This window comes from Streptomyces pacificus (assembly GCF_011766325.1).
Taxonomy (GTDB): domain Bacteria; phylum Actinomycetota; class Actinomycetes; order Streptomycetales; family Streptomycetaceae; genus Streptomyces; species Streptomyces pacificus.
Genome location: NZ_BLLG01000014.1, coordinates 57,965 through 73,977, shown reverse-complemented (window position 1 = coordinate 73,977; position 16,013 = coordinate 57,965). Strand labels below are relative to the sequence as shown.

Annotated in this window: 15 protein-coding genes; 4 read left to right on the top strand and 11 right to left on the bottom strand. The window is 73.8% G+C overall.

Annotation, left to right across the window (positions count from 1 at the left end; translation table 11 throughout):
* Positions 1-123 precede the first annotated feature (123 nt).
* The 9 genes from hpnD to SCWH03_RS20785 form a co-directional block, all read right to left on the bottom strand.
* Positions 124-1,062 carry a presqualene diphosphate synthase HpnD gene (gene hpnD / locus SCWH03_RS20825; RefSeq protein ID WP_173265810.1) on the bottom strand — a complete coding sequence of 313 codons (939 nt, stop codon included), beginning with the start codon at positions 1,060-1,062 and terminating at the stop codon, positions 124-126.
* 8 nt (positions 1,063-1,070) lie between these two features.
* The gene (gene hpnC / locus SCWH03_RS20820; protein ID WP_173265809.1) at positions 1,071-2,015 is read right to left on the bottom strand and encodes a squalene synthase HpnC; all 945 of its coding nucleotides are present in this window, start codon (positions 2,013-2,015) and stop codon (positions 1,071-1,073) included.
* Between the two features lie 404 nt (positions 2,016-2,419).
* Positions 2,420-3,220 (bottom strand): ABC transporter ATP-binding protein, encoded by an 801-nt coding sequence (locus tag SCWH03_RS20815; protein WP_173265808.1) that lies wholly within the window; start codon positions 3,218-3,220, stop codon positions 2,420-2,422.
* On the bottom strand, positions 3,207-4,136 hold the full coding sequence (locus tag SCWH03_RS20810; protein WP_173265807.1) for an ABC transporter permease: 930 nt from the start codon (positions 4,134-4,136) through the stop codon (positions 3,207-3,209). The genes SCWH03_RS20815 and SCWH03_RS20810 overlap by 14 nt, the downstream gene beginning before the upstream one ends.
* A 94-nt stretch (positions 4,137-4,230) precedes the next feature.
* Positions 4,231-5,103, bottom strand: coding sequence for a glycosyltransferase family 2 protein (locus SCWH03_RS20805; protein WP_173265806.1), 873 nt, complete (start codon positions 5,101-5,103; stop codon positions 4,231-4,233).
* Between the two features lie 5 nt (positions 5,104-5,108).
* Entirely contained in the window at positions 5,109-5,888 is a 780-nt protein-coding gene (locus SCWH03_RS20800; protein WP_173265805.1) for a CDP-alcohol phosphatidyltransferase family protein, read from the bottom strand.
* Positions 5,866-6,927 (bottom strand): iron-containing alcohol dehydrogenase family protein, encoded by a 1,062-nt coding sequence (locus SCWH03_RS20795; protein ID WP_173265804.1) that lies wholly within the window; start codon positions 6,925-6,927, stop codon positions 5,866-5,868. Before SCWH03_RS20795 ends, SCWH03_RS20800 begins: the two co-directional genes overlap by 23 nt.
* On the bottom strand, positions 6,915-7,652 hold the full coding sequence (locus SCWH03_RS20790) for a phosphocholine cytidylyltransferase family protein (protein ID WP_173265803.1): 738 nt from the start codon (positions 7,650-7,652) through the stop codon (positions 6,915-6,917). Before SCWH03_RS20790 ends, SCWH03_RS20795 begins: the two co-directional genes overlap by 13 nt.
* A complete protein-coding gene (locus tag SCWH03_RS20785) occupies positions 7,649-9,526 on the bottom strand; it encodes a DUF5941 domain-containing protein (protein ID WP_173265868.1) in 1,878 nt (625 codons plus the stop codon). Before SCWH03_RS20785 ends, SCWH03_RS20790 begins: the two co-directional genes overlap by 4 nt.
* A 609-nt stretch (positions 9,527-10,135) precedes the next feature.
* On the opposite strand from SCWH03_RS20785, the gene galE reads away from it, so the two are divergent.
* A complete protein-coding gene (gene galE, locus SCWH03_RS20780) occupies positions 10,136-11,128 on the top strand; it encodes a UDP-glucose 4-epimerase GalE (protein WP_173265802.1) in 993 nt (330 codons plus the stop codon).
* 740 nt (positions 11,129-11,868) lie between these two features.
* Positions 11,869-12,462: an isopentenyl-diphosphate Delta-isomerase gene (gene idi / locus SCWH03_RS20775; protein ID WP_173265801.1), complete on the top strand. Its 594-nt coding sequence runs from the start codon at positions 11,869-11,871 to the stop codon at positions 12,460-12,462.
* Positions 12,463-12,521: 59 nt separating this feature from the next.
* Here idi and SCWH03_RS20770 read toward each other — a convergent pair whose 3' ends face one another.
* Entirely contained in the window at positions 12,522-12,971 is a 450-nt protein-coding gene (locus SCWH03_RS20770; protein WP_173265800.1) for an ATP-binding protein, read from the bottom strand.
* Positions 12,972-13,109: 138 nt separating this feature from the next.
* Positions 13,110-13,811 (bottom strand): HdeD family acid-resistance protein, encoded by a 702-nt coding sequence (locus SCWH03_RS20765; protein WP_173265799.1) that lies wholly within the window; start codon positions 13,809-13,811, stop codon positions 13,110-13,112.
* A gap of 139 nt (positions 13,812-13,950) precedes the next feature.
* Between SCWH03_RS20765 and SCWH03_RS20760 the strand changes: the two genes are divergently transcribed.
* The gene (locus SCWH03_RS20760) at positions 13,951-14,748 is read left to right on the top strand and encodes an enoyl-CoA hydratase/isomerase family protein (RefSeq protein WP_173265798.1); all 798 of its coding nucleotides are present in this window, start codon (positions 13,951-13,953) and stop codon (positions 14,746-14,748) included.
* 346 nt (positions 14,749-15,094) lie between these two features.
* Complete coding sequence (locus SCWH03_RS20755) at positions 15,095-15,958, top strand: SCO6745 family protein (protein WP_173265797.1); 864 nt, start codon at positions 15,095-15,097, stop codon at positions 15,956-15,958.
* Positions 15,959-16,013 lie beyond the last annotated feature (55 nt).

The following is a 16,013-nucleotide window of genomic DNA, read 5'->3' as shown; positions in this document are numbered from 1 at the left end:
TGATGTCCCGGACGTCCGCGCGCGGCCCGACCGCCCGGAGCGCGTCGGGGGCCGCGGCGCCCCGGACGCCCGCGCGCGGCCCGGTGGCAGGGAGGGGGCGCGGGGAGGGTGCCGGCAGCGGCATCAGACGCGCCTCCTGACGGCCTTGCGGGAGATGTGCCGCGCGTCGAGCCCGGACAGGCCGCGGACGGCGACGTACGCCTTCTCCCGGCCGGGCAGGGAGACCCGGCCGCGCAGGACGGCCATGGGGTCGCGTTCGATGCGGTCGAGCAGCCTGCGGTAGATCCCGGCCATGGCCGCGACGCAGGCGCCGCTGCGCCGGTCCAGCATCGGCAGCAGCCGGTAGCCCTCGGCGAACAGGCCCCGGGCCCGCCGCACCTCGAAGTGGACGAGCCCCGTGAAGTCGGCGCCGGGCGGCGGGGTCGCACGGTGGAAGCCGCCGGTGCAGCCGAACTTGGCGAGGTCGTCGGTGGGCAGGTACGTGCGGCCGTTGCCCGCGTCCTCGCGGACGTCGCGCAGGATGTTGGTGAGCTGGAGGGCGAGTCCGAGTGTGTCGGCGTACTCGGGGGCCCGCTCGCTGCCGGCCGCTCCGGGCAGGGTGCCGAACACGCCGAGGGAGAGCCGCCCGACGGCGCCCGCGACACAGCGGCAGTAGACCTTGAGGTCGTCCCAGGTCTCGTATGTCTCGCCGCGGACGTCCATGAGGACGCCGTCGATGAGTTCGTCGAGGGCGTCGAGCGGGATGGGGAAGCGGTGGGCCGCATCCGCGAGGGCGACGGCGACCGGGTCCGTGTCGTCCTCGTCCACCGCCCCGTCGCGGATCCTGCCGAGCAGTTCCCGGGTCGCCTCGAGCCGGTCCCGCTTGGCGGTCTCGCCGAGGAGGCCGTCGCCGATGTCGTCGACGCGCCGGGAGAAGGCGTAGAGCGCCGACATGGCCTGGCGCTTGTCGGGGGGCAGGAGCCTGATGCCGTAGGCGAAGTTGCGTGCCTGCGTCCCGGTGACGGCCTCGCAGTAGCTGTATGCGGCCCGGACCGGAGCGGACCTGTGTGTGAATTCCTCCATGGCCCGGCTCACCCCTCTCTACGCGCTCTGTGCAGGACGGCTCCCACTTCGCGCATCAGCCGGGTCCTGGTGGGCCTGGGCGGCCCGGGGAGGACGTCGTGGCCGGCGTCCGCGATGGCTGCGAGGGCGGCGCGCCCCCCGGCGACGAAGCCGGCGAGCAGCAGCCTGAGCCTGCCGTGGACGCTGCCCACGAGCGGGATGCCCTCCTCCAGCAGCCGGCCGGCGCGCGCGGCCTCGTGGGCGATGAGGGCGCGCACCGGCTCGCCGGCGCTCGGTGCGGCCAGGTCTCCCTCGGTGACCCGGAAGCCCTTCATGTCGTCGGCCGGGAGGTAGACGCGGTCCGCGGCCAGGTCCTCGGCGACGTCCTGGAGGTGCTCGACGATCTGGAGTGCGGTGCACACGGCGTCGGACCGGCGGATCCGCTCGGGACTCGCCGTACCGGTGATCGCCAGGACGAGCCTGCCCACGGGGTTGGCGGACAGCTCGCAGTAGCGGACGAGGTCGTCCCAGGTCCGGTAGCGGCGGACCAGCTGGTCCTGGCGGTTGGCCTCGATCAGGCCGAGGAACGGCTCCGGGGCGAGGGCGCGGCGGCGTACGGTCGGCACCAGCGCCCGCAGCAGGGGATGGCGAGGACCTTCGCCCTCACCTGCGGCGTCGCCTCGGCCGTCACCGGGGAAGATCCGCAGCAGGTCGGCCTCGAAGGCGTCGAGCATCGCGAGCCGGTCGGCTGCCCGGGCGGGGTCGAGCCCCAGGTGGCGGGCGTCCGCTCCGCCCGGGGCGAGGTCGCCGTCGCCGATGTCGTCGACGAGCCGGGCGTAGCCGTAGACGGCCATGAGGTCGTCGCGCCAGCCGCGGGGCAGGAAGAAAGGGGCCACGGGAAAGTTCTCATCCGCGGCCTTGGCGAGCGTGGTGCGCGTGGTGGCGTCGGGGCGCGCCTGCCGGGTACCCGTCACTGCCGGCTGCCATATGCGGGGACGGCACTGCCCACGCTGAGCTGGAGATCTTCCGTCATGGCCGTCACGTCTCCCGTTCTACACTGCCGACCCAATACATCCTATTTCGGACACGCCGCCGGTCCCCACGAGGGGGTTCGAGGTCCGGTCGGCGCAATCCCCGCAGGGCGTATCGCCCCACTTGCCGTGAATCGGCACCGGTACAGCTTACGTTCCCCCGTGTTCCCGTCCGCGACCGGGCTCCCGCAGCGGACGCGGGGCTCCGGCCGGGCGCCGGACTGCCGCAGCGGACACCGGAATTGACGGCCGGTCGGAGAGCGGGCGCCGCCCCGACCGGGCCGGCGGCAACGGGAACCCCGCCGGAACGGCCGGGCGGGTGCCCGCCGTCCACCGCGGGAGACGGGCTACTTCCCGGTCTCCTTCTCGTACGCCCTGATGACCTCGTCGGTGGGGCCGTCCATCAGCAGCTCGCCCTTCTCCAGCCACAGCACCCGGTCGCAGGTGTCCCGGATCGACTTGTTGCTGTGGCTGACCAGGAAGACCGTCCCGGCCTCCTTCCGGAGCTCCCGGATGCGCTCCTCGGAGCGGATCTGGAACTTGCGGTCACCCGTGGCCAGCGCCTCGTCGATCATCAGCACATCGTGGTTCTTGGCCGCCGCGATCGCGAACCGGAGCCGGGCGCCCATGCCCGAGGAGTAGGTGCGCATGGGCAGGGTGATGAAGTCGCCCTTCTCGTTGATACCGGAGAAGTCGACGATGGCCTGGTAGCGGTCGCGGATCTCCTCGCGCGACATGCCCATGGCGAGTCCGCCGAGGATGACGTTCCGCTCACCGGTCAGATCGCCCATCAGGGCCGCGTTCACGCCCAGCAGCGACGGCTGGCCGTCGGTGTAGACCCGGCCGCTCTCGGTGGGCAGCAGCCCCGCGATCGCGCGCAGCAGGGTCGACTTCCCGGAGCCGTTGGTGCCGATCAGGCCGATGGCCTCACCGCGGTAGGCGGTGAAGGACACTCCGCGGACGGCGTGGACCTTGCGGACGCCCCGGGGCTCCCCGCGGTCGCGGCGCAGGATCCGGCTCAACGCGGCCGTCGCGCTGCCCTTGCCGCCGCTGCCGCCGCTGACGCGGTACACGATGTGCACGTCGTCGGCGATGACGGTGGGCACCCGCGCGTCGAGGGGGTCGTGAGGGTGGTCAGCCACGGCCATAGCGCTCCTCCGCCTTCCAGAAGTACACGAACCCGGCGGCACCCACCAGCAGCGCCCACAGCCCGCCGGCGAGCCACACGTGCGAGGCCAGGTTCGACGCGTCGTACCGGTCGATCAGGGCGAAGCGGACCAGGTCCATGTAGATGGCCGCGGGGTTGTACATCAGGACCTCGGCGATCCACGCGGGCCGTTCCGACAGCATCTCCTTGATCGAGAACATGACGCCCGAGGCGTACATCCAGGTCCGCATGATGAACGGCATCAGCTGGGCCAGGTCGGGGGTCTTGCTGCCGAGCCGCGCCATGATCATCGCAAGGCCGACGTTGAAGACGAACTGCAGTCCCAGCGCGGGCAGCACCAGCAGCCAGCTCAGCGACGGGTAGCTGCCGAAGCCGACCACGATGAGCAGCAGGACCACCATCGAGAACAGCAGCTGCTGGAGCTGCTGGAGCGCGAACGAGATCGGCAGCGAGGCGCGCGGGAAATGCAGGGCGCGCACCAGTCCCAGGTTCCCGGAGATGGCCCGGACACCCGCCATGACCGACGTCTGCGTGAACGTGAACACGAACACGCCCGTCACCAGGAACGGGATGTAGATCTCCTTGGACATCCCGCGGCCCGCGCCGAGGATGAGGCCGAAGATGAGGTAGTACACGAGGGCGTTCAGCAGCGGTGTCGCGACCTGCCACAGCTGGCCGAGCTTCGCCTGGCTGTACTGGGCGGTCAGCTTCGCCTGGGAGAAGGCCAGGATGAAGTGCCGGCGGCCCCAGAGCTGCCTGACGTATTCGACCAGCCCGGGGCGGGCACCGCTCACCGACAGGCCGTACCTGGCGGCCAGCTCCCCCGGCGTCAGACCGTCGTCGGGGGACGGCCGGGCGCTCGTGGCGATCGCGCCGTCGTGGGTTGTGTCACTCACAAGTCGAGACTTTCGTGTTCAGGATGCGCGGCGGCGGCCCTCAGTTGGCGGCCGGGTCCCGGAGGTACGCCCGATGCTCTCAGATCCCGGACCGTCACACGACAGGCGGTCGGCCCAGTCGCGTCAGGCGCCAGACGGTACGCCACCCCATGGGACGGCGGGGTCCGCAGGGAGTGGCCCAGCCCTCCCGGAAGCCGGCGGACCAGGCCCGGAGCGCCGGGGCGGAGGGCCGCCTGAGGAGCGTGAGCAGGATCCACACCCCGAGGTAGGCGGGCACCAGGGGCGCGGGCAGGCGGCGACGGGCCAGCCACACCCGGTTGCGGGCCACCATGCGGTGGTAGACCGCGTGCCGGGAGGGCGGCGTCGCCGGGTGGTGCAGCACCATGTCGGAGCGGTAGTCGATCATCCACCCGGCGTCGAGGGCCCGCCAGGCGAGGTCGGTCTCCTCGTGCGCGTAGAAGAACGCGTCCGGCAGCCCGCCGACCTGTTCCAGGACCTTCGTGCGGACGGCGCTGGCACCGCCGAGGAAGGTCGTGACGCGCGAGGAGCGCATCGGGTCGGACGCCCGCAGCCGGGGGACGTGCCGACGCTGGGTGAGCCCGGTGTCCGGGTCGGCGATCCGGAAGCTGATGATCCCGAGGGCCGGGTCCTCCTCGAAGGCCCGGCGGACCAGCTCGGCGGTGCCGCTGTTCGGCAGCAGGCCGTCGTCGTCGAGGAAGAGGACCGCGTCGACGTCGCCGCCGGCCGGGCCGAACATTTCGACTCCGGCGTTCCGGCCGGCGGGGATGCCCAGGTTCTCGGGCAGGTCGAGGGTGCGTACGCCGTCGGGCACTCCCGCGACGGGGGCGCCGTTGCCCACGACCACCACCTCGACCGGGTCGCCGTCCTGCCCCGCGACCGAGTCGACCAGGGCGCGCAGCTCGTCGGGCCGGTCGCCCATGGTGATGATGACGGCACCGAGCTTCATCCGGCTCACCTCAGTCTGCTGGAGACGAGGACGGAGACCAGGTGCAGCACCGTCTGCAGCAGGGCGACGGCGGCCAGCACCGCCACGCCGAGGCGGGTGAAGAACAGGTCGCCCCGCAGCTGGTCGGCGACCGCCAGCACCAGGATCAGCAGCGACGCCTCGATACCGAGGACGAGCCGGTGGAACTTCAGCGCGGCGGCGGCCCTGCGGGCGAGGGCCATCCCGGACGAACGCGGCTCGGCGGCCGCGTCCTTGACCGGCTCCATCCCGGCCTGGTGACGGGCGACGCCGACCAGGTCGGTCTCGGCCTTGATCAGGATCGCGCCGAGCGCGGCGAGGGTGCCGAGGAAGGCCCAGAGCCAGTCGATCCGCCCGCCTCCCCACAGGTCGGCGGCGCGCAGGCCGAAGCCGGTGAGAACCGCCGCATCGCAGAGGTAGGCGCCGACCCGGTCCAGATACACACCGGACAGGGAGTACCGCTGCTTCCATCGGGCGACCTCGCCGTCCACGCAGTCCAGCAGCAGGTAGAGCTGGACCATCAGCACGGCGAGGACGGCGCCCCAGACACCCGGCACCAGCAGGGCCGGCAGGGCCAGCACCCCCGCCAGCGTCATCAGATACGTCAGCTGGTTCGGCGTGACCCCGGTGCCGACCAGGACGCGGGTGACGCGCAGCGAGATCTCGCGCATGTAGAGGCGGCCGCCCCAGTGCTCGCCGCTGCGCCGGTCCTTCACCCCGGCCGGGTGGACGACCGGGCGGAGCTCAGCTACGGATGGTCTTGGCATAGTCGGCGTACGCGTCCCTGATCTGGTCGGTGGACAGGTCGAGGTGCTCGAGGATGGTGAAGCGGCCGGGGCGGGTCTGCGGTGCGTACTCCACGGCCCTGACGAACTCCTCGACGGAGAAGCCGATCTCGCCGGGGAGCACCGGAAGCCCGTGCCTGCCGAGCACCTCGGCGAACAGCGCGGACTCCTCACGGGCGCCGCGCAGGTGCATCGCGAACGCGGCACCCAGGCCGACCTGTTCGCCGTGCAGCGCGCAGCGCTTGGGGTACAGCAGGTCGAAGGCGTGGCTGATCTCGTGGCAGGCGCCGGAGGAGGGGCGGGTGTCGCCGCTGATCGACATGGCGATGCCGGTCAGGACCAGGCCCTCGGCCAGCACCGTGAGGAAGCCGTCGTCGCCGGCGCCCCCGGGGTGGCGCAGCACCGACTCGCCTGCGGTACGGGCCATGGCCGCGGCCAGGCCGTCGACCTTCTCGCCGCTGACCCGATGGGACAGCTCCCAGTCGGCGATGGCGGAGATGTTGGAGACGGTGTCGCCGATGCCCGCGCGGACGAAGCGCACCGGGGCCTCGCGGATGACCTCCAGGTCGATCACCACGGCGATCGGCGTGGGGACGCCGTAGGAGCCGCGTCCGTTGTCGTTGTCGAGCGTCGCGACCGGGGAGCACAGGCCGTCGTGCGCGAGGTTGGTCGCCACGGCCACCAGGGGCAGCCCGACCCGGGCCGAGGCGTACTTGGCCACGTCGATGATCTTGCCACCGCCGAGGCCGACGACCGCGTCGTACCGCTTGCCCCTGATCTCGTCCGCGAGCCCGACCGCCGCGTCGATCGTGCCGCCCGCCACCTCGTACCAGTCCGCGTCGGGCAGCAGCGGGGCGAGGCGCTCGCGCAGCACCTGCCCGGAGCCGTTGCTCGTCGCGACCGCGAGCCGGCCCCCGGACGAGATGCGCTGGTCGGCGAGCAGCCCCGGCAGGTCCTCCAGAGCACCCGGGCGGATGTCGACGACGACCGGCGACGGGATGAGCCGGGTCAGTACAGGCACGCGATCTCCCGGCCCCTCGCGAGGTCGTCGTGGTTGTCGATCTCGACCCAGGGGACGTCGCCGATCGGCGCCACGTCGATCCGGAAGCCGCGGTCGACCAGCTCCTGGTAGCCGTCCTCGTAGTAGAGGTCGGGGTCGCGCTCGAAGGTGGCCTTCAGCGCGTCGGCGAGCGCCTCGGCGGCCTCGGGCTCGATGAGGGTGACACCGATGTACTCCCCGGTGGCGGCGGCCGGGTCCATCAGCTTGGTGATCTGCCGGACGCCCCGGCCGTCCGCGGCGATGACCTTCATCTCCTCGTCGGCGAGCCGCTTGGCCGTGTCGAGGGCGAGGATGATCCGCCGGCCGCCGCCGCGGGAGTCGAGCAGGGTCCGCTCGACGGAGACCGGGTGCACGGTGTCGCCGTTGGCGAGGACCGCGCCCTGCTTCAGCACGTCGCGGGCGCACCACAGGGAGTAGGCGTTGTTCCACTCCTCCGCCCTGTCGTTGTCGATCAGGGTGAGCTTCAGGCCGTAGGCGGCCTGGAGTTCGTCCTTGCGCGCGTACACGGCCTCCTTGCGGTAGCCGACGACGACGGCGGCCTCGGTGAGGCCGATCTCGCTGAAGTTCCTCAGCGTCAGGTCGAGGACCGACAGGTCCCCGTCCACGGGCACGAGGGCCTTCGGAAGCGTGTCGGTGTGGGGGCGCAGACGCCGTCCGGCACCGGCTGCCAGAACAAGGCCGATCATGCAGGCTCTCCTTCGTCGTGTACGGCGGGTGCTCCGGAGGAGACCCAGAAGCGGACGGACTCCGCGACCACCACCAGTGCCACGGCCGCCGCGAGGACGGTCAGCGCGATCGTGAACTGCGGGGCGCCGAGCAGGGCGGCCGCCAGCGCGACCAGGACGGTCCGCCCCTCGTGCCCGGCAGCCGCCCGGACCAGCCGGTGCGGGGGCGCGCCGGTACCCCCGCGGATGCGGTAGACCGTGTCGTAGTGATGGTAGGCGACCGCGGCCACCAGGCCGAAAGCCGCGGGAAGCGCCCCGCTCACGTCCGCGCGGGCGGCGAGGACCAGGATCGTGCCGTACTCCGCCGCGCGGAAGGCCGGGGGCACCAGCCAGTCGAGGGCGCCCTTGAGGGGGCGGGCGACGGCAAGGCCCGAGGCGAGGGCGTAGGCCAGGGCGGCGGCGACGGGCCAGGGGCCGCCGTAGGGGGCGAGCGCCGCGGTGAGGATGACCGCGGCTGCGCCGGCCAGGGCGAGCGCGGGGGGCGCGAGCGCGGGCAGCCGGCGGGCCGCGCCCCCGAAGCGGGCGGCGAAGCCCTCCGCCAGCGGACCGGAGTCGGCGAGGTCGGCGAGCGCCCGTGCGGCCCGGTCGGTCCTGCGGGCCTTGCGGGTGAGCGAGCGCAGTACCCGGCCGGCGGTGGTGTAGGCGGCGGCGAAGGCGCAGCCGGCCAGCAGCACGCAGAAGACGATCCGCGGGGTGGTGGCGGCGGTCAGCACGGCGATGAGCGCCCAGCGTTCGCCGATCGGCAGCACGATCATGCGCCGGACCCAGACCGTCCAGCCGACGCTGTCGAGCCGGTCGGAGAGGGCCGCGGTGGGGCTGGTGTTGCCGGTGGCGTCGTGATTGGCCTCGTTGAAGGAGAAGTCGACCACGTGCCGGCAGGTCTGCAGCACCATCGCGCCGAGCGCCAGGGCCCAGACGTCGTCCCCGCCGCGTGCGGCGCCGAGCGCGAGGCCCGCGTAGTACGCGTACTCCTTGGCCCGGTCGAAGGTGGCGTCGAGCCAGGCGCCGAGCGTCGAGTACTGGAGGGAGTAGCGGGCGAGCTGCCCGTCGGTGCAGTCCAGGACGAAGGAGAGGATCAGCAGCACGCCGGCGGCGGCGAAGCCGCCCCGGGTGCCGGTGGCCGCGGCGGCGGCCGCTGTCAGGGCGGTGGCCAGCGAGGCGGTGGTGACCTGGTTGGGGGTCAGCCCGCGCCGGGCGCACCAGCGGGCGAGGTAGCGCGAGTAGGGGCTGATGCAGAAGGTGGTGAAGAACCCGTCGCGCGCCTTGACGGCGGACCGCAGCCGGACGTCCTCGTCATCGACGGCCGCCAGGGCCTGGCGGGCCTCGTTGCGGGCCTGGGGGTCGCTCGGCACGGTCGCCACCAGGGGCCCCAGTTCAGGGCGGTGGGGAGGGGCACCGGCGTCGGCGAGGGCGGCGGCGGCGAGGTCGGGGAGCACGTCGGCCCGGGCGGGGTGGGTGTGCAGGACCCCGCCGGCCGGAACCGCACCGTCCTTTGACGGCTGCCCTGCGGGGTGCCCGTCCGCCGGTCGCCCACCGGCAGCCGCCTCCCGGAGGGCCGCCAGCAGCGCGGGGCGCGCCTCCGGCAGGGCGGCGGCGGCACCGGGGATCGCGGCGGCCGGGAAGCGGGGGTCCGTCAGACCGATACGCAGGGCGTGGACATGGCCGACGAAGCGCGGGTCCACGAGCGCGACCCGCTCGGCGGCAGGGAGCCCGGCGAGCAGGTCGGCCGCCTCGCCGGCCCCGCCGGCGAGGCGCACGTCGAAGCCCAGCGACCGCAGATCGCCCTCCAGCGGCGATCCGGGTACCGGCGGACCGGTGAGGATGGCGGTCGACAGACGGACTCACTCCTTGGCAGTGATCAGACGGGTGGGCACGGCGGCTCGGCCCGGGACCGGGCGGCGGCACGTCGGCTGAGGCTATCGGATGAACGGAAACACGAGTCCACCGAGGTTTCCCGGTGGGGCACCCGCGCCGGTCCCACCGGCCCCGTCCCCGGGCGGGCGTCCCTGCCCGCGGACGGGCGGACGGCGGACGGGCGGACGGGCGGACGGGCAGACGGGCGTCCCTGCCCGGACGGGCAGACGGGCGGACGGCGGGCTGGCGGACGGCGGGCGGCGGCCGGCATCGCGATCGGGACCGCCACCGCCGGGCGGCGGCCGGCGCCGCAAGCCGTCCTCCGGTGCCCCGGGGCGCCCCGGCGCGGCCCGCCGCGCCGGGCGCGGTCCGCACGCCGGCGGGCGGAGCGGCGGCCGGAGCGGTGCACCGGAAGGCGCCGGATCGGCCTCGGCGTGGGGCTCCCCGGCCGATTCGGCAGCGCAGCGAGTCGCCGTTTCGGGCGTCGCGACGGGGCGAGCGCCGCCTGGACGCGGCACCGGCCCGCACGGGCCCGCGCAAGAACGGGTTTGGGGGGCGAGCGCCGCCTGAGGCGGCCTAGAGTGTCGGGCATGACGTGGCTGATCACAGGCGGGGCGGGGTACATCGGAGCGCATGTGGCGCGGATCATGACGGGCGCCGGCGAACGGGTCGCCGTGCTCGACGATCTCTCGTCGGGCGACGCGGCACGGCTGCCCGACGGGGTGCCGCTGGTCAGGGGCTCCGTTCTGGACCGGGAGCTGCTGGACCGGGTCCTCTCCGGACACGGTGTGACCGGGGTGGTGCACCTGGCGGCGAAGAAGCAGGTCGGCGAGTCCGTGGAACAGCCGCTGCGCTACTACCGGGAGAACGTGCACGGCCTGACCGTGCTGCTGGAGGCGGTCGCCGACGCGGGGGTGGAGCGCTTCCTCTTCTCGTCCTCGGCCGCGGTGTACGGGATGGCCGACGCCGATCTGATCACGGAGGACGCCGCGACGGTCCCGATCAACCCGTACGGGGAGACCAAGCTCGCCGGCGAGTGGCTGGTGCGGGCGGCCGGCCGGGCGCACGGCTTCGCCACCACCTGCCTGCGCTACTTCAACGTCGCGGGCGCGGCCGGCCCGGAACTCGCGGACACCGGGGTGTTCAACGTCATCCCGATGTTCTTCGACCGGCTCACCCGGGGCGACGCCCCGAGGATCTTCGGCGACGACTACCCGACGCCGGACGGCACCTGCATCCGCGACTACATCCACGTCGCCGATCTCGCCGATGCCCATCTGACCGCGGCCCGCCGGCTGGCCCGCCGGGACGGGGCCGGAGACCTCACGGTGAACGTCGGGCGCGGCGAGGGAGTCTCCGTGCGCACACTGGCCCGCATCGTCGCCGAGGTGACCGGTCACGGCACGCCGGCGGTCATCGAACCGCGCCGCCCCGGGGACGCGGCACGGGCCGTCGCCTCGGTCGGGCGCATCGGCGGGGAACTGGGCTGGACGGCCTCTCGCGGGGTGCGCGAGATGGTCGAGTCGGCCTGGGAGGGCTGGCTGCTGCACCACCCCGAGTGCGTACCCGGCGTCCCCGGCTGATCTTTCACGGTGAGTGGCCAGTGCGCTGATCTGCAGACATCACCGCAGGTCAAGCATATGACAACGGTGTTCAACGCCGTGTTGCCCGCTGCCCCGGGACCGTAGTTCACCGGCCACTCGGACGGAACGTACGGCGACCCGGGAGGCGTCTGGCATGGGGGCAGGGCAGGACCACGGACACGGTGGCCGCCCGCGTAGGGGGACCGCGGCCGCCGCCTCGCACTGCGCCGTGGAGCACTGCACGTTCCAGCTGGAACCCGGCGGTCATGCGGAGCACGAGGCGGGCTACTGTCATTGAGCGCACTCTCCGGTGCCACGGCCGGCCACCCGCTGCTGCCGGCAGCCGGGGTGAGGGCGGCGGATCCGCACGAGCCGTTCCCGCAGGCGCCGAGGCCGGTCTTCACACCTGCGGTCCCGGCGGGCCCGGTCCGCGGTGTGCAGGCCGGCCGGGCCACCCCGCCCCTCGCCGAGGGGTCGTGCGTTCTGGTCAGGGCCGGGCCGAGGGCTGGGCGTACGCGGTCGGCACCGCGCTGGAGCCGACGTCGGCCGGCGTCGGCCGGCGTCGGACGGCGTCGGACGCCCCTGCCGGGCGGGCGGCCCTCCGTGCCGGGCGGGGACCGGCGCCGGTCCCCGCCCGGCGGGAGCGGACATGCCCAGGGGCGGTGAAGTGCCGACAAGCCGCTTTTGTACGGCAGACTGGGTGCGCCCCTCAGGGCCGAGGACCGAAGCGAAGGATGGCCATGCCGATCACACCCGCCACCGCGCCGAACAGCTCGTCGAACGGCACCGCGCAACCGATCTTGCTCGAACTGGTCGACGAGAGCGGCCGAACCATCGGCACCGCGGAGAAGCTCTCCGCCCATCAGGCGCCGGGACAGCTGCACCGCGCGTTCTCCGTCTTCCTCTTCGACGAGCAGGGGAGGCTGCTGCTGCAGCGGCGGGCACCGGGCAAGTACCACTCCCCCGGAGTCTGGTCGAACACCTGCTGCGGGCATCCCTATCCGGGCGAGGCGCCGTTCACGGCCGCCGCCCGGCGGACACACGAGGAGCTGGGCGTCTCCCCGTCGCTGCTGGCCGAGGCGGGCACCGTCCGCTACAACCATCCGGACCCGGCCTCGGGCCTGGTCGAGCAGGAGTTCAACCACCTGTTCGTGGGCCTGGTGCAGGCACCGCTGCGGCCGGACCCGGAGGAGGTCGGCGAGACGGCGTTCGTCACGGCAGCGGAACTGTCCGAGCGGCACGCGCGGGACACCTTCTCGGCCTGGTTCATGACGGTGCTGGACGGGGCGCGCCCGGCGGTCAGGGAGCTCACCGGCCCGTCCGGGGGCTGGTGAACGGGCGGGCCTGACCTGAGGTGCGGTGGGTGCGGCGCCCCGCCCGGGGCGACCGCCGCTCACGGGCGCAGGGGCAGCGCCGCCCAGATGATCTTTCCACCGTGCGGTGTGTGCTGGACGTCCCACTCACCGCCCGCCTCCCGGGTGATCTCCTTCACCAGGAGCAGCCCCCGGCCGCCGGTCCTGGCGGCGTCGCTCACCAGGGCCGCGGGCCGGTAGGGGTGGTTGTCCTCGACGGCCACCCGGATCCACTCCGGACCGACCGCGATCTCGACGGCCACCTCGGGCGACAGCAGCGCGGCATGCCGCACGGCGTTGGTGACCAGTTCGGACACGATCAGCAGCAGTGCCTGCACAACCTCGTCACGGACCGGTACGCCCTGGCGCCGGACCAGATCGCGGACGGCATGGCGGGCCCGCGGTACGGACACGTCGCGTGCGGGTGCGGTGAACCGCCAGACGCCTTCGTACGGCAGTGGCCGGGCCGGGACGCTCCCGGGGCTCTCCATAGACCCGCACCCACCCTCGTGAGACGTCGCTGGGGAACTGCTGCGTCACCGAGTGTCGGGAACGCAGGGGCCCCTACCGGGCTGCTGACCAGAAGTCAGCCCCTATCGACGGTTTGAAGCCGGGACATGGCGGTTGGGTCAGCTCTCCGACTGATTCGGATCGCCTTCTGACGACTTCTCGGATACACCGCCCGCCGTCCGGCCGGGTGTCTCCCCGGTCCCCACGGTCCCTCCGGTCCCTCCGGCCTCCCCGGTCGGCCCGGTCGGCCCGGTCGGTCCGCCCTCCGCGACCATGCCGACGATCTGCCGGCCGGACACGCCGATCGCGATCAGGCCCAGCCCGTCGAAGAGCAGGGCGAGCGAGAAGAACACACCGAGGACATAGCGGCTGCTCTCCGGCCAGTTCACGAGCACCAGGATGCCCAGCAGCAGACCGAAGGCGCCCTGGACCAGGGTCCAGCCGAACTGCGGGCCCCGCACCACCAGACTGCCCACGAGCCGGAACAGCCCGCCGGTGAGGAACAGCAGTGCGGCGAACATCGTCAGCGCCTCCGCGCTGCCCTCCGGATGGCGGATGACGACCACACCGGCCGCGATGTTCAGGGCGGCGACGACGACGGCGAGCCAGAAGAAGTTGCTGCCGCGCGACTCGACGGCGTGCAGCAGCCCGACGAATCCGCCGACGAGCAGCAGCCAGCCGAACAGGAGCATCGAGGTGAGGGTGGCGAGCCCGACGTAGACGAGGCCGACGATCCCGGCGATCACCAGGATCACGCCGAGGACCGCCAGCCAGCCGAAGCTTCGGCGGAGCTTTCTGCCCTCACGGGCGGGACCGGTCATCACTGCCTCCTCGCGCCTGGGGGGTCGCGGGGGTCGCCGCCTGCGCGGTCGCCCCGCCGTCGCGTTGGCCGGCGATACGGCCCGCGCCCGCACCCCCTCACCGATCGTAGGCAGACGCCCGGCGGATAGCATCCGGCGCATGGACCGGACGAACGAGGCGGGGAACCGGACGAACGAGGCTGACGGGGCGGAGCCGGGGGTCCGGCACTCGGTGGCGGACGGGGTGGCGACCGTCGTCATCAGCCATCCGGCCAGGCGCAACGCGATGACGGCGGCGATGTGGCGAGAGCTGCCCGGACTGCTGGACGGACTGGGCCGCGACCCCGCCGTCCGGGTACTGGTGCTCACCGGCGACGGCGGCACCTTCTGCGCGGGCGCCGACATCACCTCGCTGGGCCCGGCGGTCGCGGAGGAGTCACCGCAGGAACTGGCCGTACGGGCCGAGGAGGCACTCGCGGCGTTCCCCAGACCGTCGCTGGCGGCGGTCCGCGGCTACTGCGTGGGCGGCGGCTGCCAGCTCGCGGCCGCGTGCGACCTGCGGTTCGCCGAGGAGGGCGCCTCCTTCGGGGTCACCCCGGCGAAGCTCGGCATCGTCTACCCCGCCGCCTCCACCCGGCGCCTGGTCTCGCTCGTGGGTCCGGCCACCGCGAAGTACCTTTTGTTCTCGGGCGAGTTGATCGGTACGGAACGGGCGCTGCGCACCGGTCTGATCGACGAGGTGCTGCCCGCGGGCGAACTGGGCAGGAGGGTGGCCGGGTTCGCCCGGGTGCTGGCGGCCCGCTCGCAGCTGACGCAGGCCGCCGCGAAGGAGTTCGCGGCCGGGCGGGCCGACCGCGAGGCCCACTGGGCGCAGCAGGCGCGCGGCAGCGGCGACACGGCGGAGGGCGTCGCCGCCTTCCTGGAGCGCAGGCCGCCGCGGTTCACCTGGGGCGGGTGAGGCAGGACCACCGGACCGGACGGGGCGCTCCGGGCGGTCGGACGGGACCGGACCGGACGGGACCGGACGGGACCGGACCGGACAGGACGGGACCGCGCGGTGGCCCGGCGGCCGGCCGGACGGCCGGGGGTGGTCCCACCGGCCCGCCGTTGACGGCCTCGTGCGGATCGGGCCACGCGGATCGGACCGCGCAGCCGGGCCGCCGGGTGCGTCCGGGCGTCCGCCGCCGCCTGCGGGTGGGGCGAGCGGGTTCCCGGCCCCCGCCACCGCAGGGCCTTCCCGCCGTTCACAGCGCGGGCGGTCTCGCCCCCTTCACGCCGTACTAACCGGTCGGTAACGTTCGGGTATGAGTTCTCTCCACCCCCGTGCGGGACGCCGCTGCCACAACGCCGTCAACCCGCTCCACGCCACCGTGTACTTCTCGCCCGACCATGCGAGGGAACTCGCGCTGATCGGCGTCGAGGACACCAGTGCCGCCTACTTCGCGGGCCGCGCCGCACCCCTGGGCGCGGTCGGGCCGGGCACGGTCTCGGCAGCGTTCTACAACTTCAGCCACGAGCTGATCGCCCGGCACCTCCCCGCGGTCTGGGACACCGCCTCCCCCGCCGCGGTCCTGGACGCCCGCACCCGGGCGGTCGACGCGACCCTGCGCCGGCTGCTCGGCGACGACACCGTCTCCTCGCCGGAGATGGCGGAGGCCGCCCGCCTGGCGCTCACCGCCACCGAGGCCTGCACCCGGCACGCCCGCCCGCTGTACTCCGCACACGCCGACCTGCCGGTGCCCGGGGAACCGCATCTCGCTCTCTGGCACGCCGCGACCCTGCTGCGCGAGCACCGCGGCGACGGCCATCTCGCCGCGCTGCTGTCCGCCGGGCTCGACCCGCTGGAGGCCCTGGTCAGCCACACCGCGACCGGCAAGGGCATGTCACCCCGCTGGATCCTCGCCAGCCGGGGCTGGCGGCGCACCGACTGGGAGGCTGCCTCCGGGCGGCTGCGCGAGCGGGGACTCCTCGACCGCGAAGGCGGGCTGACCGAGGCGGGCACGGCGCTCCGCGAGGAACTGGAGGAGCACACCGACCGGCTCGACCTCGCTCCCTACCAGCACCTGGGGGCGGACGGCGTGGCACGCCTCACCGAGCTGGGCCGCGGATTCGTCCTGACCGCCACCGCGGCCGGCGCCTTCCCCGACGGCCTCGCGGGGAAGGGCTGACCGCCGCCGCCTCGCCCTCCCCGCCGCCACCGCCCCGCTCCGGCCGCCGGCCCCG